This is a genomic window from Alteromonas algae (assembly GCF_049117195.1).
In the GTDB taxonomy this organism is placed as follows: Bacteria; Pseudomonadota; Gammaproteobacteria; order Enterobacterales; family Alteromonadaceae; genus Alteromonas.
In genome coordinates this window covers 615675-640774 of record NZ_CP185260.1, presented here as the reverse complement: position 1 = coordinate 640774, position 25100 = coordinate 615675, and the positions used below count along the sequence as shown (strand labels likewise).

At 45.9% G+C, this 25100-nt stretch carries 21 protein-coding genes; 9 read left to right on the top strand and 12 right to left on the bottom strand.

Annotated features, from left to right (window positions below):
- Positions 1 to 169 precede the first annotated feature (169 nt).
- Together epmA and efp are read right to left on the bottom strand one after the other, a co-directional pair.
- The gene (gene epmA, locus ACOJRU_RS02870) at positions 170 to 1138 is read right to left on the bottom strand and encodes an elongation factor P--(R)-beta-lysine ligase (RefSeq protein WP_421133551.1); all 969 of its coding nucleotides are present in this window, start codon (positions 1136 to 1138) and stop codon (positions 170 to 172) included.
- 70 nt (positions 1139 to 1208) lie between these two features.
- Positions 1209 to 1778, bottom strand: coding sequence for an elongation factor P (efp, locus tag ACOJRU_RS02865; RefSeq protein ID WP_421133550.1), 570 nt, complete (start codon positions 1776 to 1778; stop codon positions 1209 to 1211).
- Positions 1779 to 1814: 36 nt separating this feature from the next.
- On the opposite strand from efp, the gene epmB reads away from it, so the two are divergent.
- The gene (gene epmB / locus ACOJRU_RS02860) at positions 1815 to 2840 is read left to right on the top strand and encodes an EF-P beta-lysylation protein EpmB (RefSeq protein ID WP_421133549.1); all 1026 of its coding nucleotides are present in this window, start codon (positions 1815 to 1817) and stop codon (positions 2838 to 2840) included.
- A gap of 1 nt (position 2841) precedes the next feature.
- On the opposite strand, the gene ACOJRU_RS02855 is transcribed toward epmB, so the two are convergent.
- Positions 2842 to 3033: a hypothetical protein gene (locus tag ACOJRU_RS02855; RefSeq protein ID WP_421133548.1), complete on the bottom strand. Its 192-nt coding sequence runs from the start codon at positions 3031 to 3033 to the stop codon at positions 2842 to 2844.
- A gap of 117 nt (positions 3034 to 3150) precedes the next feature.
- Between ACOJRU_RS02855 and ACOJRU_RS02850 the strand changes: the two genes are divergently transcribed.
- Positions 3151 to 3465: a hypothetical protein gene (locus ACOJRU_RS02850; RefSeq protein WP_421133547.1), complete on the top strand. Its 315-nt coding sequence runs from the start codon at positions 3151 to 3153 to the stop codon at positions 3463 to 3465.
- Positions 3466 to 3496: 31 nt separating this feature from the next.
- Here the strand turns inward: ACOJRU_RS02850 and ACOJRU_RS02845 are convergent, their stop codons facing one another.
- From ACOJRU_RS02845 to nudF, 6 genes are all read right to left on the bottom strand, one after another.
- Positions 3497 to 4801: a hypothetical protein gene (locus tag ACOJRU_RS02845; RefSeq protein WP_421133546.1), complete on the bottom strand. Its 1305-nt coding sequence runs from the start codon at positions 4799 to 4801 to the stop codon at positions 3497 to 3499.
- A 178-nt stretch (positions 4802 to 4979) separates the two neighbouring features.
- The gene (parE, locus tag ACOJRU_RS02840; protein ID WP_421133545.1) at positions 4980 to 6875 is read right to left on the bottom strand and encodes a DNA topoisomerase IV subunit B; all 1896 of its coding nucleotides are present in this window, start codon (positions 6873 to 6875) and stop codon (positions 4980 to 4982) included.
- Between the two features lie 164 nt (positions 6876 to 7039).
- Positions 7040 to 7624, bottom strand: coding sequence for a YqiA/YcfP family alpha/beta fold hydrolase (locus ACOJRU_RS02835; protein ID WP_421133544.1), 585 nt, complete (start codon positions 7622 to 7624; stop codon positions 7040 to 7042).
- Positions 7624 to 8379 carry a metallophosphoesterase family protein gene (locus tag ACOJRU_RS02830; RefSeq protein WP_421133543.1) on the bottom strand — a complete coding sequence of 252 codons (756 nt, stop codon included), beginning with the start codon at positions 8377 to 8379 and terminating at the stop codon, positions 7624 to 7626. The genes ACOJRU_RS02835 and ACOJRU_RS02830 overlap by 1 nt, the downstream gene beginning before the upstream one ends.
- Positions 8376 to 8816 (bottom strand): DUF1249 domain-containing protein, encoded by a 441-nt coding sequence (locus tag ACOJRU_RS02825; protein ID WP_421133542.1) that lies wholly within the window; start codon positions 8814 to 8816, stop codon positions 8376 to 8378. Before ACOJRU_RS02825 ends, ACOJRU_RS02830 begins: the two co-directional genes overlap by 4 nt.
- Positions 8813 to 9439 (bottom strand): ADP-ribose diphosphatase, encoded by a 627-nt coding sequence (gene nudF / locus ACOJRU_RS02820; RefSeq protein WP_421133541.1) that lies wholly within the window; start codon positions 9437 to 9439, stop codon positions 8813 to 8815. The genes ACOJRU_RS02825 and nudF overlap by 4 nt, the downstream gene beginning before the upstream one ends.
- 280 nt (positions 9440 to 9719) lie before the next feature.
- Between nudF and tolC the strand changes: the two genes are divergently transcribed.
- Entirely contained in the window at positions 9720 to 11087 is a 1368-nt protein-coding gene (tolC, locus tag ACOJRU_RS02815) for an outer membrane channel protein TolC (protein ID WP_421133540.1), read from the top strand.
- Between the two features lie 56 nt (positions 11088 to 11143).
- On the opposite strand, the gene ACOJRU_RS02810 is transcribed toward tolC, so the two are convergent.
- Entirely contained in the window at positions 11144 to 11305 is a 162-nt protein-coding gene (locus ACOJRU_RS02810; protein WP_421133539.1) for a hypothetical protein, read from the bottom strand.
- Positions 11306 to 11401: 96 nt separating this feature from the next.
- Between ACOJRU_RS02810 and ACOJRU_RS02805 the strand changes: the two genes are divergently transcribed.
- Entirely contained in the window at positions 11402 to 12232 is an 831-nt protein-coding gene (locus tag ACOJRU_RS02805) for an ion transporter (protein WP_421133538.1), read from the top strand.
- Positions 12233 to 12318: 86 nt separating this feature from the next.
- On the opposite strand, the gene prsT is transcribed toward ACOJRU_RS02805, so the two are convergent.
- On the bottom strand, positions 12319 to 15093 hold the full coding sequence (gene prsT, locus ACOJRU_RS02800; RefSeq protein ID WP_421133537.1) for an XrtA/PEP-CTERM system TPR-repeat protein PrsT: 2775 nt from the start codon (positions 15091 to 15093) through the stop codon (positions 12319 to 12321).
- 215 nt (positions 15094 to 15308) lie between these two features.
- Between prsT and ACOJRU_RS02795 the strand changes: the two genes are divergently transcribed.
- The 3 genes from ACOJRU_RS02795 (at position 15309) to ACOJRU_RS02785 (ending at position 19652) form a co-directional block, all read left to right on the top strand.
- Complete coding sequence (locus tag ACOJRU_RS02795) at positions 15309 to 17087, top strand: DEAD/DEAH box helicase (RefSeq protein WP_421133536.1); 1779 nt, start codon at positions 15309 to 15311, stop codon at positions 17085 to 17087.
- 119 nt (positions 17088 to 17206) lie between these two features.
- Positions 17207 to 18589 carry a siroheme synthase CysG gene (gene cysG / locus ACOJRU_RS02790; protein WP_421133535.1) on the top strand — a complete coding sequence of 461 codons (1383 nt, stop codon included), beginning with the start codon at positions 17207 to 17209 and terminating at the stop codon, positions 18587 to 18589.
- Positions 18590 to 18671: 82 nt separating this feature from the next.
- Entirely contained in the window at positions 18672 to 19652 is a 981-nt protein-coding gene (locus tag ACOJRU_RS02785) for a hypothetical protein (protein ID WP_421133534.1), read from the top strand.
- A 104-nt stretch (positions 19653 to 19756) separates the two neighbouring features.
- On the opposite strand, the gene ACOJRU_RS02780 is transcribed toward ACOJRU_RS02785, so the two are convergent.
- A complete protein-coding gene (locus ACOJRU_RS02780; RefSeq protein WP_421133533.1) occupies positions 19757 to 21154 on the bottom strand; it encodes a PhoH family protein in 1398 nt (465 codons plus the stop codon).
- 338 nt (positions 21155 to 21492) lie between these two features.
- Between ACOJRU_RS02780 and rapA the strand changes: the two genes are divergently transcribed.
- Together rapA and rluA are read left to right on the top strand one after the other, a co-directional pair.
- On the top strand, positions 21493 to 24318 hold the full coding sequence (gene rapA / locus ACOJRU_RS02775) for an RNA polymerase-associated protein RapA (protein ID WP_421133532.1): 2826 nt from the start codon (positions 21493 to 21495) through the stop codon (positions 24316 to 24318).
- On the top strand, positions 24318 to 25010 hold the full coding sequence (gene rluA / locus ACOJRU_RS02770) for a bifunctional tRNA pseudouridine(32) synthase/23S rRNA pseudouridine(746) synthase RluA (protein ID WP_421133531.1): 693 nt from the start codon (positions 24318 to 24320) through the stop codon (positions 25008 to 25010). Before rapA ends, rluA begins: the two co-directional genes overlap by 1 nt.
- The last annotated feature ends 90 nt before the right edge of the window (positions 25011 to 25100 follow it).

The following is a 25100-nucleotide window of genomic DNA, read 5'->3' as shown; positions in this document are numbered from 1 at the left end:
CGCAGAATAATGTCAACGGCTTTTTACCGTGCAATATGGAGGTTTGACCGTTGTCAGCAGGGTTATTTGAACGCAACGCAGCGTTTTCAGTCGTTTAGAACGCAAAAATTAAGCGAGGGAAGCGATAGGTTTAAACACTATGTTTGAAAATTCGCGTTAGTAACTATGCCTAAGCAATATGCGTGGGGAAACTGATGACGTCACTGATTGAAGACGCGCCTAATTGAAGCATTAACAACCTATCGATGCCAAGCGCTACGCCCGCACAAGCGGGTAAACCATGCGACAGTGCATCGAGGAAATACTCGTCAACGGGCTTGGTTTCTTGGCCGTTTTCCAGTCGTTTTTCATTATCGCAGTGAAAGCGTTTACGCTGCTCACTGGCATTACTCAATTCGTTAAATCCATTTGCAAGTTCAGCACCTTTGAAGTACACCTCAAAACGATCCGCTACGCGCGCATCATCTTTATTAATGGTGGCCAGTGCGGCTTGTGAGGCAGGAAATGCATGAATAAAACAAGGGCGTTCTTGTCCTATGCGAGGCTCTACTGCATAACTGAACAGAAGCTGTAATACACTGTCTTTACTGAGGGTTTGCGGACTATTGATGTTAATACCAATCTTCGCCATTTCGGTTAAAAGCATAGCGTGAGATGCATCAAGCGGACATAAGCCAAGGTGCTCCATAAATGCCTGCTGATAGGTCATGATGTCAGCGCGTTCGGTGTGTAGTATTGCCATTAGTAAGGCGTTAACTTCTTCCATTAACGCATGATGGTCAAAGCCTGGGCGATACCATTCAAGCATCGTAAATTCAGGGTTATGCCAACGCCCTTCCCCTTCATGACGAAATGCTTTACAAATTTGGTAAATAGCACCACTCTCTGCACATAACAGCCGCTTCATTGCGTATTCGGGTGAGGTTTGCAGATAAAGTGAAACGGGGCTACCGGTTCTATCAAAATGAAATTGGGTGTGAAAGGCATCTAAGTGCTCATCGGTAATGGTACCGTGACACAAAAGCGGGGTTTCTACTTCAAGTACGTGCCTGTCTTCAAAGAACTGTCGAATATGCTTCAACATCGTCGCACGAGCTACACGCGCGTGGTGCGAAGTGGTTGGTTTCCATGTAGACATAGCGGCAGGTTACACCCGTTAAAGATAAAAAGGGCATGCCGTATTCATCATCAATACGGCATGCAACTTATTATTTTTGCGCGCGAGAAACGTATTCGCCAGAACGCGTATCGACACGAATTACTTCACCGGTTTGTACAAACAATGGTACGCGAACTACAGCGCCCGTGCTCAATGTTGCCGGTTTGCCTCCAGTTCCTGCTGTATCACCTTTAAGACCTGGGTCAGTTTCAGTAATTTCCAACTCAACAAAGTTCGGTGGCGTTACCGTAATAGGCGAGCCATTCCACAAGGTGATAATGCATACATCGTTTTCGACCAACCATTTCTTGTTGTCGCCAAGCGCTTTTTCATCTGCAGCGATTTGTTCGAATGTATCATTATTCATAAAGTGGTAGAATTCACCGTCGGTATATAGGTAGGCAAGCTCTGTATCCAACACATCAGCGCCTTCTACCGACTCACCAGAGCGGAATGTTTTTTCTAAAACTTTACCTGAAATTAGTTTACGAATTTTTACGCGGTTAAACGCTTGGCCCTTACCAGGCTTTACGTATTCGTTTTCTAAAATGTTGCATGGTTCGCCGTCCAGCATGATTTTCAGGCCGCCTTTGAACTCGTTAGTGCTGTAATTAGCCATAATTCCTCTGTCTAACCATAAGGTACAAAAAGTTTCGTGGCACGAATAATACCTAAAAAACCGATTTCTGTAGAGCATAACTGGCAAAAAGAATTAGCAAAAAGCATAACTGACCCTGCCGCGCTGCTTTCTTATATGGAATTGCCGTTAGAAAAGTACGCTGAGCATAGTAAAGCGCGACGCTTATTTCCAATGCGTGTACCTCGCCATTTCGTGGAATTAATGGAAAAAGGTAACCCTAACGACCCCTTATTTTTGCAAGTGATGCCATTAAGTAATGAGTTCGTGACCACACCGGAGTATAGCGAAGACCCACTGGATGAGCATGACACCGCAACACGAGGCGTTCTGCATAAATACCAGTCGCGCGTATTGCTAATGGTGCGTACTGGCTGTGCGGTAAATTGTCGTTACTGTTTTCGCCGCCACTTCCCCTATGCTGACAACGCAGTAAACAAACAACAATGGCAAGACGCGATTGCTTACATTGAAAATAATAGCGACATAAACGAAGTTATTTTTTCCGGCGGCGACCCATTAATGGCAAAAGATGACCACCTTGCGTGGCTGGCCAATGCCCTTGCCGACATTCCTCATGTTAAACGATTGCGTATTCATACTCGGCTACCTGTTGTACTGCCTGAGCGCATCGATAATGCATTTGTATCGTGGTTTAGCGCACTGCCTTTACAGAAAGTGTTAGTGCTACACGCCAACCATGCTAATGAAATCGCTGAACCGCTGAAACAACGCCTACAAGCACTTAAACAAGCGAACGTCACACTGCTTAATCAGTCGGTATTGCTGAAAGGGGTAAACGATAGCGCCGATGCTATATGCGATTTAAGCGACGCGCTCATGGATGCCGGCGTCCTTCCCTATTACCTTCACGTGCTGGATAAAGTGCAAGGGGCTGCGCATTTTTATGTGAGTGATGACGATGGTAGGCGAATAATAGCGGAAGCGATAAAGCGCTTGCCAGGCTTTCTCGTCCCCAAACTCGTTAGAGAGATTGGGGGTCAGCCTGGCAAAACGCCTATCGACTTACATTTGCATCCCTAACCTAGGCATAGGTATCGATATTGGCGCCCAATGCAGGATTAGATGATGACGGTTTTGGTACGTCAGCTGCTGATTCCAGTAGCTGAAGCGTCGCTTTACCCTCTTGTTGCTGTTGGCTTTTCGCCAGCTTAAGAGAGGCTACTTCAAGTGACGCACCGGACGTTCCAGAGGTACTAGCACCTTGTAGATCCATACCATTTTCCTTTGTTGCTTGTAGCAAAGTAAAAAAGTGGGCAGAATTGCCCACCTCATAGAGTATCGACACCTTCTGTAGAAACTTTAACCGATTTTATTAATTTCGAGGATTTTTATGCAAGCTATTCATGAACAGCTTCAGGAAACCATTCAAACGCTCTACCGCAAATCAGTAGACGCCGATAATGCCCTAAAGCTACTTCAACAGGATAAGAAGGGTAAGTTTGCCGCGGTATTTGCAGAGGATAGTGGCTTTACTACCTCGGCCAAACGTTTTGGCCCCTATGTAGAAGAAATTGCGTTGGATTGGCAGGCATTGAAGGAAATGAATGACGACGATGCTAAGCGTGCGCTTCCTGCACTCATTAAAAAAATTGAGCTTGCGTTAAGCACTATCGCGCAGTTTCAACAGTCGCTATCCGCACGTTAATAACGAACTTATCCCCCTCATACCATTACGTTTACGGTTTATTCGACAGCGAATACATTGGTGTTTCGCCAAGTAGCTGTCGAATTTTGTCGACCTCTTTTAGGTAGCGCGGGCTATCTACCCGTTCGTACGTTTGCGTAAATGCTGCTTTGCTTAGCCCTTCGGGTAAATCCAAAATTGGCGGTATAATTTGGGTTTCGGTGCGAATTCTTGCTACATCTGTTTGTAGTTGCTTTGCCCGTGCTGGATTCGTTGCCACTTTTGCAAATTCAGCCCCGGCCATGTCTGCGGCTAAATCGACAAAGCTGTAGCCTGATCCCCCTTGGCCTCTGTCCATCAACTCTTTAAACTCTCCTATCGCTAACGACACGCCCTCTTCTGATAACAATTGAAACGCTGCGGAGATAATAAAGTGCCGCGCTAAATCGTTGCGCCCATGAAGCGTTGCGCCTCGCTTTGGTTTTATCGCAATCGACGCATTTGGCTGAATATCGCCGACTAAATGGCCCACACTGTGATGCCCCACGTACGCAGCTAACGCAACAATGACAGCCTTGTTGTGAAGTACGGCATCTTCTTCAGTCTCACTTTGTTCTCTGGCACGTGCCATGCCCTCGCGAAGATATTCAATAAGCGACTGAGGCGACGTAGATAAGGCAAGTTCTCTCCCTGAGATATAGCGAAGATAATAGGCACTGAGTACAGAAAGTTCAGACTCTTCATCTACCCCTAAGTTAAGCTTTACCGTATTGAGTTCTGCAAGTAATGCCCCTAGCGGACCGAGTCGCAACGTCATATCGGTGTCAGTCATCGAGACGTGTTCAATTCGGGTAAGTGCCAGGGTCGCCACTTCAGACTCTGTCCATGTATTGATTGCCCACTCAAGAAAAGACAGAACGTAGCGCCCGGAAAGGCGAATGTCACCCACGTTGATTTGATCAAGCGCCAATGTATCGCCCGGTAAAATAAGGGCAGAGACGTTAATGAATAGCGATTGACTTGAAGGGGCAAACGTTAGCGCAATGGTGCTGCCCATGGGGGTAACATTAACCTTCCCACTAAAATTAGGTATGGCCCGCTGTAACACGCCAACTAAACTTTCAATTTGTTGTTCTGACAACGTAATTTCATGGCCTTCTTCTCTTTTTGAAAATGCTCGCTGAAGCTGTGCCAACAGTGCATTTACACTATCAGCGCCGTCCAACTGCGCAGGCGCCTCTACCGCAACGAGAGGTTCACGTTGAAATGCAGAGAACGTCAGAATAAGTAGACCAGCAAAAAGAAGAAGTGTGGTTGCGAAGGCAATACCCAGCACCCATTTAAGGCTGCGTTTCATTACGATTTAGTGTTCACCATGGTTAACTTAAAAGCGACAATGCGCCCATTTTATGACTGTATTGCTATGTTACTTTACAATCACATTGGGGCGCTAACAGATAAGGTAGCAGTATGTAACGAAATATGTCGACGCTACCGTATACAGCACGGTGACATCTTCTTTATGATTACCGTTGCTAAAGTACTACTTCAGCCATATTCCCCTTACTTTCCAACCATGTTTTACGGTCGCCGGCACGTTTTTTCGCTAACAACATGTCCATCAATTCAAGCATGTCTTGTGCATCATCAATGGTAAGCTGCACCAAGCGACGCGTGTTTGGGTCCATGGTGGTTTCACGAAGCTGAATAGGGTTCATTTCACCTAGGCCTTTAAAGCGCTGCACATTAACTTTACCGCGCTTTTTCTCCGCTTCGATTCGGTCTAATATGCCTTGCTTCTCACCCTCATCAAGTGCGTAGTAAACGTCTTTACCAATGTCGATTCTAAATAAAGGTGGCATGGCGACATATACATGGCCTTGATCGACCAATGTTCTAAAATGCCTAACAAATAATGCGCACAGTAACGTGGCGATATGCAGTCCGTCAGAATCTGCATCGGCAAGGATGCAAATTTTTCCGTAACGTAACCCCGATAGGTCGGTTGAATCAGGGTCGATGCCAAGCGCTACCGATATGTCATGTATTTCTTGCGAAGCAAGTACTTGTGATGAATCAACTTCCCAGCTGTTTAGGATTTTACCACGCAGCGGCATAATGGCCTGAAATTCGCGGTCGCGTGCTTGTTTCGCCGAGCCACCTGCCGAATCACCTTCCACTAAAAACAGCTCTGAATGGTTAATATCTTGCGATGAACAGTCGGTTAATTTACCCGGTAATGCAGGGCCTTGCGTGACCTTTTTACGCGCGACTTTCTTCGTTTGGCGCAGGCGGCGCTGGGCATTGTTGATACACATTTCCGCCAGGGCTTCAGCAATATCAGTGTGTTGGTTTAGCCATAGGCTGAACGAGTCTTTCACCACACCAGACACAAACGCTGCGGATTGTCGCGAGGACAACCGTTCTTTCGTTTGCCCTGCAAACTGAGGGTCTTGCATTTTTGTTGAGAGGATATAAGCGCATCGGTCCCAGATATCGTCAGGCGATAATTTTACGCCGCGGGGCATAAGATTTCTGAACTCGCAGAACTCCCGCATTGATTCCAGCAACCCTTGCCTTAGACCATTTACGTGCGTTCCACCTTGTGCGGTGGGAATTAAGTTCACGTAACTTTCAGTGACTAAATCGCCCCCTTCGGGTAGCCACATCACTGCCCAATCTGCGGCTTCAGTGTTGCCACTGAAGTTACCAATAAATGGGGTGTCGCTGGGCAATGTTTCAAACTCTTGTACTGATTGGTATAAATAATCCTTCAAGCCATCTTCGTAATACCACTCTTGGCTTTCTTTGGTAATTTTATTATCAAATCGTATACGCAGCCCTGGTGCTAATACGGCTTTCGCGCGTAAGTTATGAATAAGGCGGCTTATCGAAAATTTTGCTGAATCAAAATATTGAGGGTCGGGCCAAAAGTGAACACGCGTACCCGTATTGCGTTTTCCGCAGGTATCGATGACCGCAAGGTCTTCGACCTTATCGCCGCTTGCAAACGCTATCTGGTACACCTGACTATCTCTGCGAATTGTCACCTCTACTCGGGTAGATAGCGCATTAACCACTGAGATCCCAACGCCGTGCAAACCACCAGAGAACGCATAGTTTTTATTTGAAAACTTACCCCCAGCATGTAGCTTACTTAGGATAAGTTCTACACCAGAAATTTTTTCTTCGGGGTGAATATCAACGGGCATACCTCGGCCATCATCGGTCACCTCAAGTGACTGATCTTCGTGCAAGATAACCCTTATATTTGATGCATGCCCAGCAAGCGCTTCATCAACGCTGTTATCGATAACCTCTTGCCCTAGGTGATTGGGGCGTGAGGTATCGGTATACATACCTGGGCGACGTTTTACAGGGTCAAGTCCGTTTAATACTTCGATTGCATCTGAATTGTATTGATTTGACATAGTTATGGTTATTATTTAAGCCTGAAACGAGTTTAACGTACGCAGTTAATGCCTGCGACGCAAGATAAATTGATGGTATCAGGGCTAGTGAATCCCCGCAATCTGAAAGCAGGCATTACCTAATCTCCTGCATAATGACACGCAATACGAGGTTAAGCGCCTGCCTACTGTGCTAAAAGAAAAGCTGCAATGTCAGGCAAATGTTTTTCATACCCTATAAAGCTATGATCGCCGCCCTTTTCAATGAGTAACGACGACGACGCATACTTTTGTTGTGCTTGACGATAATCGAGGGTTTCATCGTTGGTTTGCAGCATCACACGGTAAGCGTCTTGGTGCTTTAACTCTGGTACGTCAAGCGCCTCTATAACGCCAAGATCGCTCTCTACAATTTCAAAACGCGCTTGGGTATAGGGGTTCACGTGCTCGCCAATAAAGCCATGGAGTAATTTATAAGGTTGCACCGCTGGGTTTATCAGCACCGCTTTACCACCGAATTTTTCCACCAAATATGTAGAAAGGTAGCCCCCCATAGAGCTACCGATAAGCTTTAGCCCGTTTTCCACAAGCTCTGGCGTTTGTGCTATTAAACTAAGAAGCTGATGTTCTATCTTACTTGGATAATTTGATAGCTCGGGGATATGCAACGTTACCTCTGGGTGAAACCTGTCAAAATATGACTTTGTCGCTTGTGCTTTCACCGATTGTGGAGAACTTAAAAAACCATGAAGATACAACACATGACTCATTATTTATTTACCCTTTTAACTTCACACATAAGGTTACCATCATCGTATAAAGAAAATAATTGATAACCGGGCCCTTCGGCACTGGTATTAAAATCTGGCGTTAGCTCCCATTGCCAACAGGTCGAGGGCGCCCCAAAGCTTAAGCAACGATTATTCCCTATGACTTGCCGAAGTGGTGAATGCACATGGCCATGGAGTATTGCGCGTATTTGAGGTTGCGTATCTAGCCATGTCACGAACTCATCAGCGTTTACTAATTCATGCTTGTCCATCCAACTATTTGATGGCATTACATGGTGATGTAATGCCACTAAGTGATGGTACTGGGGTGATGCCTGTATATTCGCTGCAACACGGCGAAGTGCGGCCGGGCGCACTTCGCCACTGGTACCTGTTCTTCGGGTATCAAGACCGTGCAAACACCATCGTCCAAGCTTCGCAGGACGTTCATCACTAAGGTGGTATGATTGCAATGCGCTGGCATAAAATTGATTATTGTCGTGATTACCCGGAATAACCCATACCGGTAGTGATCGTACCGTTTGAATGACTGAGAGAAAATGGTCGTAACTGGCTTTCGAGTTATCCCCACTAATATCTCCTGTCACTAACAGCCCATCAATTTTATCAGTATGAAGAAGGGCATGTGCAAGCACTCGCGTAAAGGTTTCGATAGGTACCGCATTATCGTAACCTTTTTTTTGTTTGTCTCCAGCAAGGTGGAGGTCGCTGATATGAAGAAGGGTTAGCTTCACGCTTCGCTTGCCACCTTAGGTTTTTGCTTCAAGCAGAAGTCTAACCATTCCGCTAAGAAAATATTCACCATTTGCTTTTCGTTACGCTGACGCATTTTGATATTAGGGTACTCGTAGGAGGGTTCCAACTTGCCGGTATTCTGACTACTTATCACCTCAGCCATCCGCGCATCATGGTACAAACGAACAGTCATTGAGGGGGTTAGGTAAGCTGGCATATCATCAGCAACTTGCTTAACGGTCAATGTCGTCGTGTAACGGGCGGTATCAGTAATATGAATTTCATAGCGCAGCGTTTTCCCGACCGAAAATAAGTAGCTCAAATCCTCAGTATCACAGTCGGGCAAAATACGCAGAATGTGCGCATAGTTCAGTTCACACAGTGCCTGAATAGTGGGAAGGTGAGGAATATACTTTTTTCTCGTTTGATAGGTCACGGGGTTTGCCACTGCTCCAATAATGTTTTTTTGTGCATGAAGAACCATTGTAGCGCAATAATCGCTGCTGCGTTGTCTATATGGCCGCTTTCTAACCATTCTAGTACGGTACTTTCGGCAACTCGGTGCACTTTTATATCTTCGGATTCACTCTCAAGGCCGTGAATGCCTGATGCTTTAGTGGCGTCCGTTTGAGCAACAAATATGTGAAGTCGTTCTGTGGTCCCGCCAGGGCTAGACAAGTAGCTAAGCGCCTTCGTTAAGTTAGTTAGGGTAATACCCGCCTCTTCTTGCGACTCGCGGTGACACACCTGCTCGTCGGTCTCACCTTCATCAATCATGCCCGCGATTATTTCTATTAACCATGGGGTTGAAGATGTAGGCAACGCCCCAATTCTAACCTGCTCGATAAGAACAAACTCATTAAGTATTGGGTCGTAAGGCAAAACGCCGACAGCATGTCCGCGTTCAAATATCTCGCGTTTAACAATGTCGCTCCACTCACCATTGAAGCATTTATGCTTGAATTGGTACTGCTGCATCGTAAAGAACCCGTTGTAAACAGGCTTAATATCGATGATTTCAACGTCATTTGAGGTAAATGAAAGAATTTGCTTGCTCATTTGCAGACACTTTTGGTTTGAATCGATTTATCATGCATAGTACAGACAGACATAACGTATGTACATGCAGGAAAACCATGTACTACACGTAATTAATAAGGCGTCACCGCGTTAGTTTTTTCTCTATAATGGGTAAGTTATAGGGTGAATTCACATATTCTGTTACAGTTAAACAAACACTGTTACGAGTAAAAACTTTCGGTTTACTGGCGATATTTCTTACACTTAACTTTATTCGCCGTCACACGACGCTTAAACACAAAAACAGGAAGACGTAAGCATGAAACGAACACTTCTGTCACTGATGATTGGATTATCAGTAACGACCAGTGCACTCGCTGATGACCTCATGCAGGTATACCAGCAAGCCTTGGCAAACGACCCTTTGGTAAACCAAGCAAAAGCGCAACGAGATGCGGCGTTTGAAGGGATCAGTATCAGCCGAGCTAATTTACTCCCTCAAATTTCAGGGTCAGTAGGCTATACGACTTCAACGGCAGAGCGTACGCAAACATTGGGGGCAACTGCGGAAGACTTACAGATTTTAGTGTTTGAGACAGATGCGACCACCATTGATTATGGTCTTCAACTTTCTATGTCATTGTACGACCATGCTAACTGGCTTGGGCTTGATCGTGCTGAAAAAGTGGCAGAGCAAAGCGATGCGCAGCTCGCGTCTAGCATGCAAGATGTAATCGTTCGTACCGTAACCGCCTATTTTGATGTACTTCGTGCGCGTGACAGTGTGGAATTTGTCGGCGCAGAAAAACGCGCGATTGAACGACAACTTGAACAAACGCGTCAGCGTTTTGAAGTGGGCTTAACTGCTATCACTGATGTTCACGAAGCACAAGCGAACTTCGACAGCACCGTGGCGCAAGAAATCCAAGCAAAAAACCAACTAGAGTTTGCGCTTGAAGCACTGCGCGTTATCACGGGTAAATATCACGATCGTCTTTATGGGCTAAATACCGAAAGCTTCTCAACGACCATGCCGGTACCAGAAATGGTTGAAGGCTGGTTAGAAACGGCTCAAGACAAAAACCTTGCGTTATTAGTCAACCGACTAGCGATGGATATTGCAAAAGAAGATATCGCTATTGCGCGTTCAGGCCACCTGCCTACGCTTAGCCTTACTGCAAATGCAAACAGAAGTAAGAACGATATTGAAAACCCGTTCATTCAATTCGAAACGCCTTACTTAGACAGTCAATCGGTGGCGGTTTCGCTTAATGTTCCTATTTATCAAGGTTCACGCGTTACATCGCAAACTGACCAAGCGAAGTTTAACTATGTTGCAGCGAGCCAAGCAACGGAACAAACGTACCGCCAAACGGTTCAGTCTGTTCGTAGCTCGTTCAACAATGTGAAAGCGTCTATTTCTACCATTCGCGCTCTTGAGCAATCGGTAGTGTCTGCAGACAGCGCGCTTAAAGCTACAGAAGCTGGTTTTGATGTAGGTACACGTACTATTGTTGATGTGCTAGATAGCACACGTAACTTGTTTGATGCACGTAGAAACCTGGCGGGCGCACGTTATGACTTTATTCAGTCAGTGGTCACGCTTAAACAAGCTGCTGGCACGCTTACAAGCGACGATATCGCCATGATAAACAAAGGGTTAAAGCCTGCTGATAATAATGGGTAATAGCTTGCAGTTGTAAGATATCGAAAGGGTGGCTTGGGATAAGCTGCCCTTTTTTGTTATTGCACTTTAAAAGGAAAGCGACTTCGCTCTAATAAGCCAAGCAGTTGGCGAAGCTCAAAGCGCAGTTGCTTTGCTTTTTCGTGGCTAGGTTCATATTGAGCAAGCTTACTGGACACCCGGTATAATTTGTCTTGCAACGACCGTAAGTCATCGTCCATGATATTGCCCCATTTTATTTTTGTTTATTATATGGAATCTGAACAGGCATTTTTACGCCTGTAGGTTACCCCATTCTATTCTGAGAAACGAAACACATGCAAGCTTTAGCCCTTCAAAATAGATTTGAACGCATTCGCGCGAACAAATGGTTCGAAACATTTGTCGTCAGCGTCATCATTATATCTGCCCTACTCGTTGGGGCGAAAACGTATGAATTGCCCGCGGGCTTTTCGGCCGTCACCTTATTTTTAGACTGGTTTATCAGTGCGTTTTTTCTTACTGAACTGACAATCCGCTTTCTTGCTGAACGCCAAAAACGACATTTTTTTAAAAGCTTTTGGAACTGGTTTGATACCTTAATTGTTGTTATTAGCCTTATTCCTGCTGACGATACTGAGTTAGCCCTTATCGCCCGGTTAGTCCGCGTATTCAGAGTGCTTCGAATGATATCGATTATTCCTGAACTACGCATTTTACTTGTCTCGCTGGTAAAAGCCTTGCCACAGCTTGGCTACGTTATGCTGCTCATGTTTATCATCTTTTATATTTATGCCGCGATAGGCAGCACGTTGTTTGAAGACATTAATCCAACGCTTTGGGGGGATATCACGATATCGCTACTTACTCTGTTTAGAGTGATGACCTTCGAGGACTGGACCGATGTAATGTATGAAACTCAAGAAGTCTATCCGTTAAGCTGGATTTTCTATCTTACCTTCATATTCTTTACGGCCTTCGCGTTTTTAAACATGGTCATTGGGATTGTAGTTAATGTCATGGAGCGAGAAAACGAAAAGGCGAGAGAAGAACGAGAGGCAATGCTGCGGGCGGAAAAAGCCCTACGGGGTGAGCGTGAGCCAACACTTAAAGATGTAATGGCAGAGCTAAAAGCACTTAAAGCGCAACTGAACAATCAAAAACCCTAGCCTATAAAAAACCCCAGTGACACCGAACGTGTATTACTGGGGTTTGTTTTTGTTATAGGCCTACCCAGCCTTATTTAATAAGGACGCTACAAGCCATATTTTTGCTTTAACGCTTTTGCTCTTTCTACCGAGTCTGGCTTCACTAATTCTCTCGCGCTTAAACGGCGTTCCGCTAGCGCTTTTTTGTCCATAGTAAGTAGCAACTCCACGTAATTTAAAAACACTTCTTCATTCGACATCGGCTTGGTGTCAATGCGCTCATATAATCGCAGCGCTTCCTCATTATCTTGTTGTGCAATAAGAATTTGCGCCAATGTATCTACCGCTTCCGCGTTATCGCTTTGAAGATTTACAGCTCGCTCTGCTAACACCTTAGCTTCGGCTACGTTACCACGCTGAAATTGAAGGTAAGCAAGGTTATTAAGCACAACGAAGTTATCCGGCGTTATCTCAAGTATCGAGGAATACGTGCGCATTGCAGCTGGGGTATCGCCGCTTATTTGGCGCTCGGCAAGCAACATTGCACTTCGAACATCGTTAGGCGACTGTGTCACGTGCTTTTGCAAAAAGGCTAACGCCGCCTCTTTTTTGTTCGTCATTTCGTACGCGGCGACCAATAACAATGCGTTGTCTGAATTGGGTGAAGCGTCGTAAGCTACCTGTATGTGAGGGATAGCGTCCTGAGGCTTTTTATCGCTTACCAACAAACGCCCTATTATCCCCTGAACGAACGGTAATTCGCGCACAGGCTCTGCGGTTTTATTGATAATGTCCCATGCCTGTGCCGTCTCGCCAACCATGCTGTGGAAGTATGCCTTTAGTAATGTTAACTGGGCATCAGGGCGTTTCTCTATCACGTTAGTCAGCAACGCAAGGCCATCTCGATACTTGTTCTGTGTATCAGCAATTAACACACTCCCGAGCACAGCATTTTTATCTTGAGGATAAACGCTAAGCCAATGCTTAAAGAATGCTTCTGCGTCGGCGACTTTATTTGCGGCAATAAAGGCTTGGCCTTTTACATTCCAAAACGACAATGGGCTTTGCTTATCGCCCTTTATGTCGTTAAGCAGCTGAATGGCTTGTTCTGCGTTACCTTCAACCGTGTAGAAACGCGCTAACAACACGCGTACATCGAGTGCATCAGGTTCTTTTTCAATTTGCGCCTTGGTATAAGCCACCACTTCAGAGGTGTCATTTTTTTCTGCTGCCAAGCCATACCATAACGTTAGGGCTTGAACATCTGACGGGTTGTTTTCGATAAAAGCATTAATAACGGCGAGCGCGTCGTCTATCTTTTGTTGCGAAACAAGTAACGAAACCCGCGCATAAGTAATTTCACTTTTTGCGCCCTCTAGTGTGTCTGCTTCATCAAGCAATGCAGTTGCTTCACTATAGTTTTGTTCAGCCAACGCGATATTGGCAAGATATACCAACGGCAGCGCAAGCGTTGGGTCTTGTTTCTTCCATTCATTTGCCGCGGCGCTGGCTTTGTCAAACTGACCGGTTGCCACGTAAGCGCGAACCAAGGTGTTTTGCGACTCTGCAGACTCTGGGGCACGGGCAACGGCCTGCTCTAAGTTAACCAAACCTTCTATGTCGTTAAGCGATAATTGTAGTGCTCCAAGTCGTGCCAAGTCTTCTGCCGTATCGCTTACATTTTCAGTTTTATCCACCATTTCTTGCGCACCGACCAGATTGCCCTGTCTAAGCAATTGATAGCTGGCCTTTGAAAATAGCAATGCATCGACGCCCGCTTCGCCCTCTACGCGACTTAATACACCTAAGGCCTCTTCGCTTTCACCAAGTTGTAACATGCTGTCGGCAAGCATACGTAATCCTGGGTGATTATCGGGAAGACTTGAAGCAATCATGGTGAGATGACGCTGTGCGGCTTCAAAATCTTGAATTTGATAGGCACTAAAGCCAGCCACTAAGCGCACAATTTGATCGCTCTGGCCACCTTGTATGGCTAGCTCTAAATAGGAAAGTGCATCAGCATGCTGTCCGTTTGACGATGCAATGATGCCTTTAAACATGTTTAGCAATGGGTTATTTTTACTTAACGCTAAAAGCTCATCAACGATAGGTTCAGCCCGTGCCGTATCGCGCTCCTCAATAAGTAATGACGCGTAGGCAAACTTAGTGGTTCTATCAAGTGGGTATAGCGACACATACTCGCTGTAAACATCCATTGCCTCTGCGCGCTTCTGATTCATTATGTAAAGCTTGGCGAGTTGCTGTAATACATCTTTATTTTGTGGCGCTTGCGCTCGTAAGCTTTCTGTTTTTTCTAACGCTTTTTCAAAGTCATTAGCGATAATGTACTGGTAGCTTTCAATAAGCCCTTTGTAAACCGATTGGGTATCAAGGGTAATAAGGTCATTGAGTACCGCTTCAGCTTCTTCCATATCGTTAAGCTGAACTAATGCTTGAAGCTTATAAAAGCCTACTTCAGCCGATTCTACTGAGGTTAATCCTTGCGTGCGGTAATCGACATCAGCTAGCGCCGTTTCAGCACCCGATTGCTGATAGGCTAATGATAAAAGGGGAATAATACTACTGGCCGCGTAGCCTAGCTCTAACGCTTTGTTCAGTTCTTTTTCTGCCGCGGGGTAATTCTGCATGTCTAGATACAGCTTCCCAAGCTCAAAACGCGGTAACGCGACATTCGGCGCTTTCTGGATTGCATTTTTATATTCAACAATTGCCGCATCTAATTTAGCTTCTGTAGCATAACTACGGGCACTTTCGAGGTGGGACTCCATAGACGTATCGCCACAGCCGACCAAAAAACTCCCGACGACTGCCGCTAAAAGTAATTGCTTAGGGCTAAACTGACCCTTTTTACCATTTTTCATTACTGTCCCTTACCTTTCAAACTGTTATTATCGATTATTCTTAGGCGCTTACCTGCACTCTGTGTGTTTTTTCATCATTTTTGTGCAATTTCATGGCAACATTGCCATTATTCGAATATAATATTGTTTTTTGCAACACTGCAGGCACACATCGACGTTTTTAGGCGTCACTCACGTTTGCCGCACCCTCCTTACTTATAGCACCAGGACCCTTAATGACAACAACTGTCGACATGACATTTAAAGACCTCAATCTACCAGAACCTATCTTACAAGCCCTTGAAAAAGTTGGCTACGAGAAACCGTCTCCTATTCAAGCAGAGAGTATTCCATTACTGCTTGAAGGTCACGATTTACTCGGTCAGGCTCAGACTGGAACAGGAAAAACCGCTGCGTTTGCCCTTCCAATGCTGGCAAATATCGATCCTGAACAACGTAAGCCGCAATTACTGGTATTAGCCCCAACTCGTGAATTAGCTATTCAGGTTGCAGAGGCGTTTCAGGTTTACGCGAGCTTTAGTCAAAAAATTAAAGTACTTCCAGTATACGGTGGCCAATCGTATGACAACCAAATTCGTCAGCTTAAACGTGGCGTGCAGGTTGTTGTAGGTACACCAGGTCGAATTATCGACCATATAAAGCGCAAAACATTAGATTTGAGCGAGCTTAAGTACTTAGTACTTGACGAAGCCGATGAAATGCTACGCATGGGCTTTATTGACGACGTAGAGCTTATTCTTAGCCACGCACCCGCTGAACGCCAAACCGCGTTATTTTCAGCGACTATGCCTGGGCCAATTAAGAAGATTACTCAGCGCTACTTAAAAGATCCTAAGCACGTAAAAATAGCGTCAAAGGTTAGTACCGCGAGCACAATTCGCCAGCGCTACTGTCAAATCGCACCTCATCACAAACTTGAAGCGTTAACGCGGATCATGGAAGTTGAGCGTTTTGACGGCATGATTATCTTTGTGCGCACAAAGACGGCGACAGTTGAACTTGCAGACAAACTTTCTGCACGTGGTTTCGACGTAGAACCGTTAAACGGTGACATTCCACAGAATGCGCGTGAACGTACTGTAGATAAGCTAAAACAAGGCGCCATTGATATTCTTGTTGCTACTGACGTAGTAGCGCGTGGATTGGACGTTGAGCGTGTAAGTCACGTTATTAACTATGACGTCCCTTACGATAGCGAGTCATATGTTCACCGTATTGGTCGTACAGGCCGTGCGGGTCGCCAAGGTGACGCTATTTTGTTTATCTCTCACCGTGAAAAGCGCATGCTTTTCTCTATTGAGAAAACAACCAAGCAGCCTATTGAAGCAATGCCTATTCCTTCAATCAGCGAAATTAATGAAACGCGTTTAAGCCGTTTCAAGCAGTCGGTTATTGATGCAACAAAAGACGATAGCATCGAGTCGCTTATTCCCATCGTGGATATGATTAAAGAAGAAGCAGAAGCGTCTCCTGAAGTCTTGATGGCTGCGTTGCTTAAAATAGCACAAGGCGACGAGCCTCTTATTTTGAAAGAGTCAGATCGTCCTGATATACATAGCCGTCCTGAGCGTGAACCTCGTGATTCACGTGAACGTAAAGGCAGAGATGGAAGAGAAAGCCGTGATGGTCGTGAGCGTAAGCCGCGCGCACCACGTGTAAATCGTCCACCTGAAGAAGGTATGCAACGCTACCGTATTGACGTAGGTCACGTACACGGTGCGAAGCCTGGCAATATCGTTGGCGCTATCGCCAATGAAGCGAATATTAATTCGAAGAATATTGGCGCCATTGAAATTTACGATAACTTTAGTACCGTAGATTTACCATCAGGCATGCCGAAAGAGACACACGACACGCTTCAAGCTACCCGTGTAGCTGGACAACGTTTGTCTATTCGCGAATGGTCAGAAACGCCACCTAAGCGTGACGGCCGTGGCGCTCGCCCTGGCAAAGACAGCCGTGGTAACCGCGAAAACCGTAAGCGTAAGAACTAATTAAACAACATAATTAGCTTTATATAACTTTTAGCAATATAAAGTCAGTTATCAATTGTTTCTTAAAAAGAAGAATTGGCGCAGAATAGCGTCAGTTCTTTTTTTTTGTTTGCGCCTTTATGGATTATTTCCCCCTTTTTCTTGATGCCCGTTCATTACATTGCCTTGTCGTAGGTGCTGGCGAAGTTGCCGCACGGAAGCTAGAGCTGATAATGAAAACGCCCGCACGTATCACCGTTGTGGCGCCGTGGGTATGCGACACGGTAAAACGCTTATCAGAAAACGAAAACGTAACACTCATTGTTCGCGAATTTGAAGATAACGATTTGGCGAATAAAGAGATGGTTTTTATTGCCACGGATAAACCAGCGGTAAACCAATATATTCACGACTTAGCGCGAACACAAAAAGTGTTAGTTAACGTTGTCGATAACACACCACTTTGCCAGTTTATTACGCCGTCGATTGTCGATCGCTCTCCTATTATTATTGCGATGAGCAGCGGTGGCGTAGCGCCGGTACTATTGCGATATTTACGCCAAAAATTAGAAACCGTTCTGCCTACCCACTTAAGTCGCCTTGGTGCTTTTTCTGAAAAATTCAGAGATAAGGTTAAGCATGCGCTAAATGGCGTTACGGCGCGACGCTATTTTTGGGAAGATGTGCTCGATGGCGACATTGCTGAAATGGTGGAAAAAGGCCAAAACGAAAAGGCTGAAATTGCGTTTAATGAGGCGCTTATGGCGGCAGCAAATGACAATAACGTTGTGGGGCAAGTTTACTTGGTGGGCGCAGGCCCAGGCGACCCTGACTTGCTTACTTTTAGAGCGTTACGCTTGATGCAAAAAGCAGACGTTGTCGTTTACGACCGTCTGGTTTCGCCTGAAATATTGGAGCTTGTTAGACGAGATGCTGAAAAAATCTATGTAGGTAAAGCCAAAAGTAATCACACTTTACCGCAAGACGATATTAACCAACTTATGGTTGATGAGGCGAAAAAAGGAAATCGCGTGGTACGCCTTAAAGGTGGCGACCCGTTTATATTTGGCCGAGGCGGTGAAGAAATCCAAACGCTTATCAAGCACAATATTGGGTTTCAGGTTGTGCCTGGCATTACTGCTGCTAGCGGCGCATCAAGTTATGCAGGCATCCCCCTTACGCACCGCGACCATGCACAATCAGTGGTATTTGCGACAGGCCACCTAAGAGATGGCACTATTGATTTGAACTGGCAATCGCTTGCACACGCCAATCAAACTATTGTGTTTTATATGGGGCTGACTGGCTTACCTATTATTTGCGAAAAGCTAGTGGAACATGGACTTGCGCCCAGCACCCCTATCGCGCTTGTGCAAAGTGCCACAACCGAAAAGCAAGTCGTGGTTAAAGGCACATTGCAAGACATTACACATAAAGAAGAAACCAAAGCATTAAAGCCACCCACGCTGATTATTGTCGGCTCGGTGGTTGAACTGCACGAAGAGCTGAGCTGGTTTAATTAACCCTCTTATCTCCGTCTACTTGTAATTTCTATTCCTGCGCGCATACTGATAACCGGCTAAACACTGTTTTCAGGGCGCGCTTATGACAGCTATCAACCATGTATCCTACAACGTATCCTGTACCGCCGTTATCCTGTTTAGCTTGTTCGCGTTTGTTCATCAAGAGGCGTTAGGCACGCAAACCCGGTTTGAAACCGCTACCGTTGATAACGGCGTAACCTTCTCTTATGAATGGCTTGATATTGACAGCCAGCCTCAACAAGTTATGTTTACCCTGTCTCAAGATGCGCTATCTGTTACTCCTTTGCAGCAAACCAACTACAAACCACAAATTGCGCAGCGCTATGTCTTAGTGTCTTTGTTAAAAGAAGCGAAAAAGATTGATGCGAGAAAAGCGGTCGTTAATGTCATGCCCAGTAATGAAGGGATCAACATCAAGGTATCGTCAAAAGACGATGCCTTAGCAACGCGTATATTAAGCGATTTAACATCGGTACAACACAAAGCGCACGACACCTATCTTTATGATAATTATTACACTCGCTTTACGACAATGTTTAACCAGCGTGCGGTGAAACCTGACCATCTTCGCTACATTGATGAAACCGCCAAGTCTTTAGTCCCTGTCTCGCAGGCATTTTACGAAAAAATCAATGCATCGGCCGACGCGCGCGCTTATTTCTCTCTGCTTTTAGGGTGGGTTCAAAGTATACCTTATGACACGCTAGAGGACCGCGTTGCCAGCAGTGGCGCCGGTTTTGCCCCACCAATGGGCCTTCTACTTCAGAATAAAGGCGACTGTGATAGTAAAGCGGTACTCACATCTGCACTCGTCAGGGCTTTTCTTCCTAACACAGACATGATCATGGTGTTTTTACCGGAGCACGCATTGTTAGGCGTGGCTATAACGCCCATTGCGGGTGATGAGACCTTAGACGTCGACGGGCAAACATTTGTACTTTATGACCCAACAGGCCCGGCGCTTTTGCCATTTGGTCAGGTATCTACCCGCACCAAGCAGTTTATCGATACGGGCCGATATCAAGTTGAAGCAATAGATTAACGTACCGCGTTGGCATACAAAAAATAGGGGTCACGCGCCGTTTAGTGACGCGTAACCAATCAAACCATTATTGCACGCGGTATCGCGGTATCATTGCGTTGTGGCTATAAATGACGCTCGGCAAAATCGGCTAATCGTGAGCGAACCACACCATCAAGATTCATCGCTGCGCTACCAGAAAAGTCTTTAAACTTCTCTACCAAATAGGTTAGCCCAGAGGTGACTGCACTAAGGTAATTACTATCGATTTGCGCAAGGTTTCCTCCCACAATTATTTTTGTTCCTTCACCACAACGAGTGATGATCGTTTTAAGCTGCGACGCAGTTAAATTCTGAGACTCGTCTAAAATCACAATCGAGTTTTGGATACTTCGCCCTCGCATAAAATTCACTGACTTGTATTGGATATTCGCTTTTTCCATGATGTAGTTCATCGAGCCTTTGGTGTTTTCATCATGTTTATGCAGTACCTCTAGCGAATCAGTAATGCTAGCCAACCACGGCAACATTTTCTCTTCTTCTGTACCGGGCAAGAAACCGATCGATTCAGCAATTTCAGGGGTACTTCGCGTCACAATTATCTTATCGTACATATTGCGCTCGACTACCATCTCTAGCGCTGCGGCAAGTGCTAGTAAGGTTTTTCCGCTACCCGCAGGGCCGGTAAGGATGACCAAGTCGATATGCGGGTCCAGTAGGGCATGTAACGCCATCGCTTGCCCTATATTCTTGGGCGTTATACCCCATGCATGACGACTCATTAAACGCTCGTAGCCTAAGTCTAGCACCTCTAATGTGTCATCGTTCACAGCCTCAACTAGCCCTGCAAATTGCTGGCTATCGTCAAGTAAGAACTCGTTCACATACGCTTCTGGCAGCGTCGATTTAGCAATCGAGTGGATGGTGTCTCGACCTTCAGTTCTGCTATCAACACTTTGCACGCTGTCCCAAAAATTCCCTTCAAACTGATGAAAACCTCTAGATAGGTACTTAATATCGGTAATCAGCTGGTCGGTGCGGTAGTCCTCAACATGGGCAAGGCCTGCACCTTTCGCTTTGAGCCGCATGTTTAAGTCTTTCGTTACTAGCACCACTTGCTGGGGCGCATAGGTTTTTTGCAGTTGAAGCGCTACATTGATAATACGGTTGTCGTTTTCATTGCTAGTGAAAACCTGCTGCGACTCCATCATGGTGAGATCGGTATAAATTGAAAGGCTTCCGGAGGGTGCGGTATCGCCCGCCCCCATGCCTTTCATTGACACACCCGCTAACATGTCTTCTGGCGTTGCTTCGTGCAGTAGGTCTTCCATAGCACGAATCGATACTCTCGCATCACGGGCAACGTCTTTTTTGCTGTCTTTGATATGGTCGAGCTCTTCAAGCACGGTCATTGGAATAACAACGTCGTGCTCTTTAAACGAGAGAAATGCGAGCGGTTCGTGAAGAAGAATATTGGTATCGAGTACGTATAATTTAGTATTGGCAGAATTTTTTCGTGGCATCCTTTACTCCGGTAAATAAGGCCAAGCTCGTCAACGAACATAACGAACTGGTACCGCTTAGCTACAAGGAGAAGTGGTCGCTCGAACAGGACTTCATCCCCTTATCGCGTCGACGAACAAGCAGGTTACCCTCAACCTACTCCATGCATATCAGTGTCTTTTTAAAAACCCTCAATGCGTTTGTTTACCATAATCTACATTTTTAATTTTAACACTGTTTTTCTGCATTAAATTAATAATGAATGCAGCCGTTTTCCCCGTTTTTCTTCTCGCCATCTACTATTAATATCATGGTGCAATGCGTACAATACCGCCCCCGCAAAAAAGGTTGGTGATTTATGAGTTCAGGAAGTCCATTTGCTATTGGTCAACGTTGGTTAAGTAATACAGAAACAGAACTTGGATTGGGTGCGGTGATTGGCACTAATTTTCGCTCTGTAGAAATACTTTTCCCAGCGACTGGGGAAACCAGAATGTATACCAAGCAGGACGCTCCACTTACGCGCTTAATCTTTGAAGTGGGAGAAACCGTCAAGAGTCAAGATGGCTGGGAAATGACAGTCACTGATGTAGAAGAGTCCCAAGGTGTCGTTATTTACTTTGGTTTACGTGAAGACACCAAGGCCCAGACCCGACTAGTCGAAGCCATGCTCGACCATCATATTCGCTTAAACCAGCCCGAAAAGCGGCTATTTAGTCAGCAAATTGACCACCCTAAGTGGTTCGATTTACGTGTGAGTTCGTTTGACCATCAGTATGATTATTTGCGCTCGTCGACCATTGGCCTTGCCGGCGCACGAATTTCACTTATTCCTCACCAACTTCATATCGCATCAGAAGTCGGTACACGCCATGCGCCCCGCGTCTTGCTTGCTGATGAAGTCGGCTTAGGTAAAACCATTGAAGCGGCACTTATCATTCATCAGCAGTTGCGTACAGGCCGTGCCGAACGCGTTCTTATTCTTGTGCCAGACTCGTTGCTTCATCAATGGTTAGTTGAAATGCTACGCCGCGTTAATCTTCCGTTTGCCATTTTTGATGAAAGCCGCTGTGAAGCGCTTGATGAGGAAGGAACCAACCCGTTTGAAAATGATCAATTGGTGCTGTGCAGTATTGATTTTTTAAGCCAAAGCGAAAAACGCAAACAGCAGGTTGAAGCCGCACAATGGGACTTAATGGTTGTGGATGAAGCCCACCATTTGGCGTGGTCTGCGACATCGCCGTCGCCAGAATACCAGTGCGTAGAAGCGTTAGCCAATCAAACCCCAGGGGTGTTACTGTTAACGGCAACCCCCGACCAGTTAGGCCATGAAAGTCATTTTGCACGCTTACGCCTGCTCGACCCTGCGCGTTTCTCCAACTATGACGATTTCTTAGAAGAGGAATCAAAATACAGCCAATTAGCTGAAGCCGTTTCCCCGTTACTGTGTGACGAGCAATTAAACGAAAGCCAGCAAACTGCGCTAACTGAATTTGCGCCTGACATTATGTCGCACGCGGGCGATTTACATGACAAAGACGCTCGCAGCTCGCTTCTTCATCAACTTATTGACTGCCATGGTACCGGCAGAATGCTGTTTAGAAACCGTCGAGCGAATATTCAAGGGTTTCCTGAGCGTAAACTGTGTGCGTATTCACTGCCCCTGCCCGATGTGTATCAAGACGCTGTCGACAGTGGCGACTTAACGCACGCGCTTTACCCAGAGCGCATACCAAGTGTGGTAAGCCGCTGGACGCAAGCCGACCCCCGTGTTGAGTGGTTACTTGATTTTATACAGTCAGAAAAGCCCGCTAAAATATTGCTGATATGTGCAAGTGCGAGAACAGCCCAAGAGCTCGGTGAAGTAATTCGTACACAAACGGGCACTCGACACAGTGTTTTTCATGAAGGGATGAGCATTGTAGAGCGTGATAAAGCTGCGCATTACTTCGCCGATGAAGAAGACGGCGCACAAATTTTATTGTGCAGCGAAATCGGTAGTGAAGGCCGAAACTTTCAGTTCGCTCATCATTTGGTGTTGTTCGATTTGCCCCTCACCCCCGACTTACTTGAGCAACGCATTGGTCGCTTAGACCGTATTGGGCAGACACAGACCGTACAAATTCACGTCCCCTATTTAGCGCACAGTGCCCAGCATGTGCTTATCGATTGGTATCATGAAGGACTAAATGCCTTTGAAAAAACCTGCCCGACAGGCTCAGGCGTATTCGCTGAGGTTAAAGCATTACTGATTGGTACGTGCCTACACCCGAACGATATAAGCGCCCGCGATGAATTGGTTGCAACAAGTATTACGCTAAATAGCCAGCTTGTCGCTCAGCTTGATGCGGGTAGAGATCGGCTTCTTGAACTCAATGCCTCAGGTGAAGGTCGAGTTGAGCAGTTACTCGAAGACATCATTAAACTAGACAGTGAGCAAGACTTATCCCGTTTTATGGGCCGAATCTTCGATGCCATCGGTGTTCAGCAAGACGAAAAAGGCAATGATTGTTTCATTTTAATGCCAACAGAGCAGATGGTAAGTCAGCTTCCAGGTCTCGACCCAGAAGGTATGACTGTCACTTACAAACGTCGTGTTGCGACCACGTTAGAAAACGTACAGTTTCTCAGTTGGGACCATCCGCTGGTTCATACTGCTATCGACGTAGTACTTACCGATGTGCATGGAAAAAGCAGCATGGGCTTTATTGCCGAGCCTGACCTACCTAAAGGAGCGTACTGGCTTGAAGCGCTTTTTGTACTTGATGCTAGTGCACCTAAAGCGTTGCAACTTGGCCGCTTTTTACCGCAGACTCCAGTACGAATTTGCCTAGATGCACAAGGCAATGCGGTTGACCTCTCGTTTGATGTAAAACGTAAAGTCGGTAGGAAAATATCAGGGCAACTGCTTAAAGCTTTGCAACAACCGCTGACGCTGTCTATTGAAAAAAGCAGAAAGCTAGCGCACCAAGAGGCCAATCAGAAATTACACGATGCACTTGAGACCATGCACGCTACGCTAAATGGTGAAATTCAGCGACTGAGTGACTTACAGAAGCGAAACCCGGCGGTTCGTGATAGCGAAATACAGTTCATCGAGAATCAGCGTGACGCGCTTGATAGCGTTATTCAAACAGCCGATGTACAACTCGACGCACTTAGAATTGTGATTAATAACCCATAATGCCGAACCCAAGTTTTGTTTATAACCCGCCGATGTCGCCATTTCTGTCCTTGTTGTATAGAGATGACGATATCATTGTTGCCCAAAAACCTAGCGGGCTGTTGAGCGTGCCAGGAAAAGCACTGGAACATAAAGATGCGCTCATTACCCGCGTTAATCTTGTGTACCCCAGTGCCACTGTGGTGCACAGATTGGACATGGCAACGTCAGGTATTATGGTGTTTGCGCTAAATAAACCAAGCCACCGGGCCATATCAAAACAGTTTGAATTACGGCAAACAAAAAAGCGCTATTTTGCGCGGGTCTATGGGAATATTGCGCATGACTCGGGCGAAGTAAACTTACCACTAATTTGCGACTGGCCTAACAGACCAAAACAAATGGTCGATCACGAAAACGGTAAGCCCTCGCTTACCCGATTTCAAGTGGTAGCACGTGACGATAATACTACCTTGGTGGCGCTATACCCTGTCACGGGTCGCTCTCATCAATTGCGCGTGCATATGTTATCGCTAGGTCACCCTATTTTGGGAGACCGCCTTTACGCCCATGAGGACGCATTAAAATTGGCGCCTCGCTTACAACTGCATGCTGAAACCCTGCAGTTTGCGCATCCAACATCAGGCGACATGCTGACCTTTACCAGCCCAGTTCCTTTCACCAACACTGCGCTTCCCCCATTTGAGCAGTAACCTGTAATAGATTACGGTGAAGAAAACCAACAATTTGCCGATAATGTAACGATAGTGTCATGTGTACGTTTTGTAGGCTTAACGCGAGTC

Excerpts from the sequence above, each read along its gene's own strand:
- ACOJRU_RS02810 (WP_421133539.1), bottom strand. The coding sequence starts at position 11,305 with ATGGACGATGACTTACGGTCGTTGCAAGACAAATTATACCGGGTGTCC.
- prsT (WP_421133537.1), bottom strand. The coding sequence starts at position 15,093 with ATGAAAAATGGTAAAAAGGGTCAGTTTAGCCCTAAGCAATTACTTTTA.
- nudF (WP_421133541.1), bottom strand. The coding sequence starts at position 9,439 with ATGAGCAAGCAAATTCTTTCATTTACCTCAAATGACGTTGAAATCATC.
- rapA (WP_421133532.1), top strand. The coding sequence starts at position 21,493 with ATGAGTTCAGGAAGTCCATTTGCTATTGGTCAACGTTGGTTAAGTAAT.
- ACOJRU_RS02780 (WP_421133533.1), bottom strand. The coding sequence starts at position 21,154 with ATGCCACGAAAAAATTCTGCCAATACTAAATTATACGTACTCGATACC.
- parE (WP_421133545.1), bottom strand. The coding sequence starts at position 6,875 with ATGTCAAATCAATACAATTCAGATGCAATCGAAGTATTAAACGGACTT.
- ACOJRU_RS02850 (WP_421133547.1), top strand. The coding sequence starts at position 3,151 with ATGCAAGCTATTCATGAACAGCTTCAGGAAACCATTCAAACGCTCTAC.
- ACOJRU_RS02785 (WP_421133534.1), top strand. The coding sequence starts at position 18,672 with ATGACAGCTATCAACCATGTATCCTACAACGTATCCTGTACCGCCGTT.
- epmA (WP_421133551.1), bottom strand. The coding sequence starts at position 1,138 with ATGTCTACATGGAAACCAACCACTTCGCACCACGCGCGTGTAGCTCGT.
- ACOJRU_RS02855 (WP_421133548.1), bottom strand. The coding sequence starts at position 3,033 with ATGGATCTACAAGGTGCTAGTACCTCTGGAACGTCCGGTGCGTCACTT.
- ACOJRU_RS02835 (WP_421133544.1), bottom strand. The coding sequence starts at position 7,624 with ATGAGTCATGTGTTGTATCTTCATGGTTTTTTAAGTTCTCCACAATCG.
- efp (WP_421133550.1), bottom strand. The coding sequence starts at position 1,778 with ATGGCTAATTACAGCACTAACGAGTTCAAAGGCGGCCTGAAAATCATG.
- cysG (WP_421133535.1), top strand. The coding sequence starts at position 17,207 with ATGGATTATTTCCCCCTTTTTCTTGATGCCCGTTCATTACATTGCCTT.
- rluA (WP_421133531.1), top strand. The coding sequence starts at position 24,318 with ATGCCGAACCCAAGTTTTGTTTATAACCCGCCGATGTCGCCATTTCTG.
- ACOJRU_RS02795 (WP_421133536.1), top strand. The coding sequence starts at position 15,309 with ATGACAACAACTGTCGACATGACATTTAAAGACCTCAATCTACCAGAA.
- ACOJRU_RS02805 (WP_421133538.1), top strand. The coding sequence starts at position 11,402 with ATGCAAGCTTTAGCCCTTCAAAATAGATTTGAACGCATTCGCGCGAAC.
- ACOJRU_RS02845 (WP_421133546.1), bottom strand. The coding sequence starts at position 4,801 with ATGAAACGCAGCCTTAAATGGGTGCTGGGTATTGCCTTCGCAACCACA.
- tolC (WP_421133540.1), top strand. The coding sequence starts at position 9,720 with ATGAAACGAACACTTCTGTCACTGATGATTGGATTATCAGTAACGACC.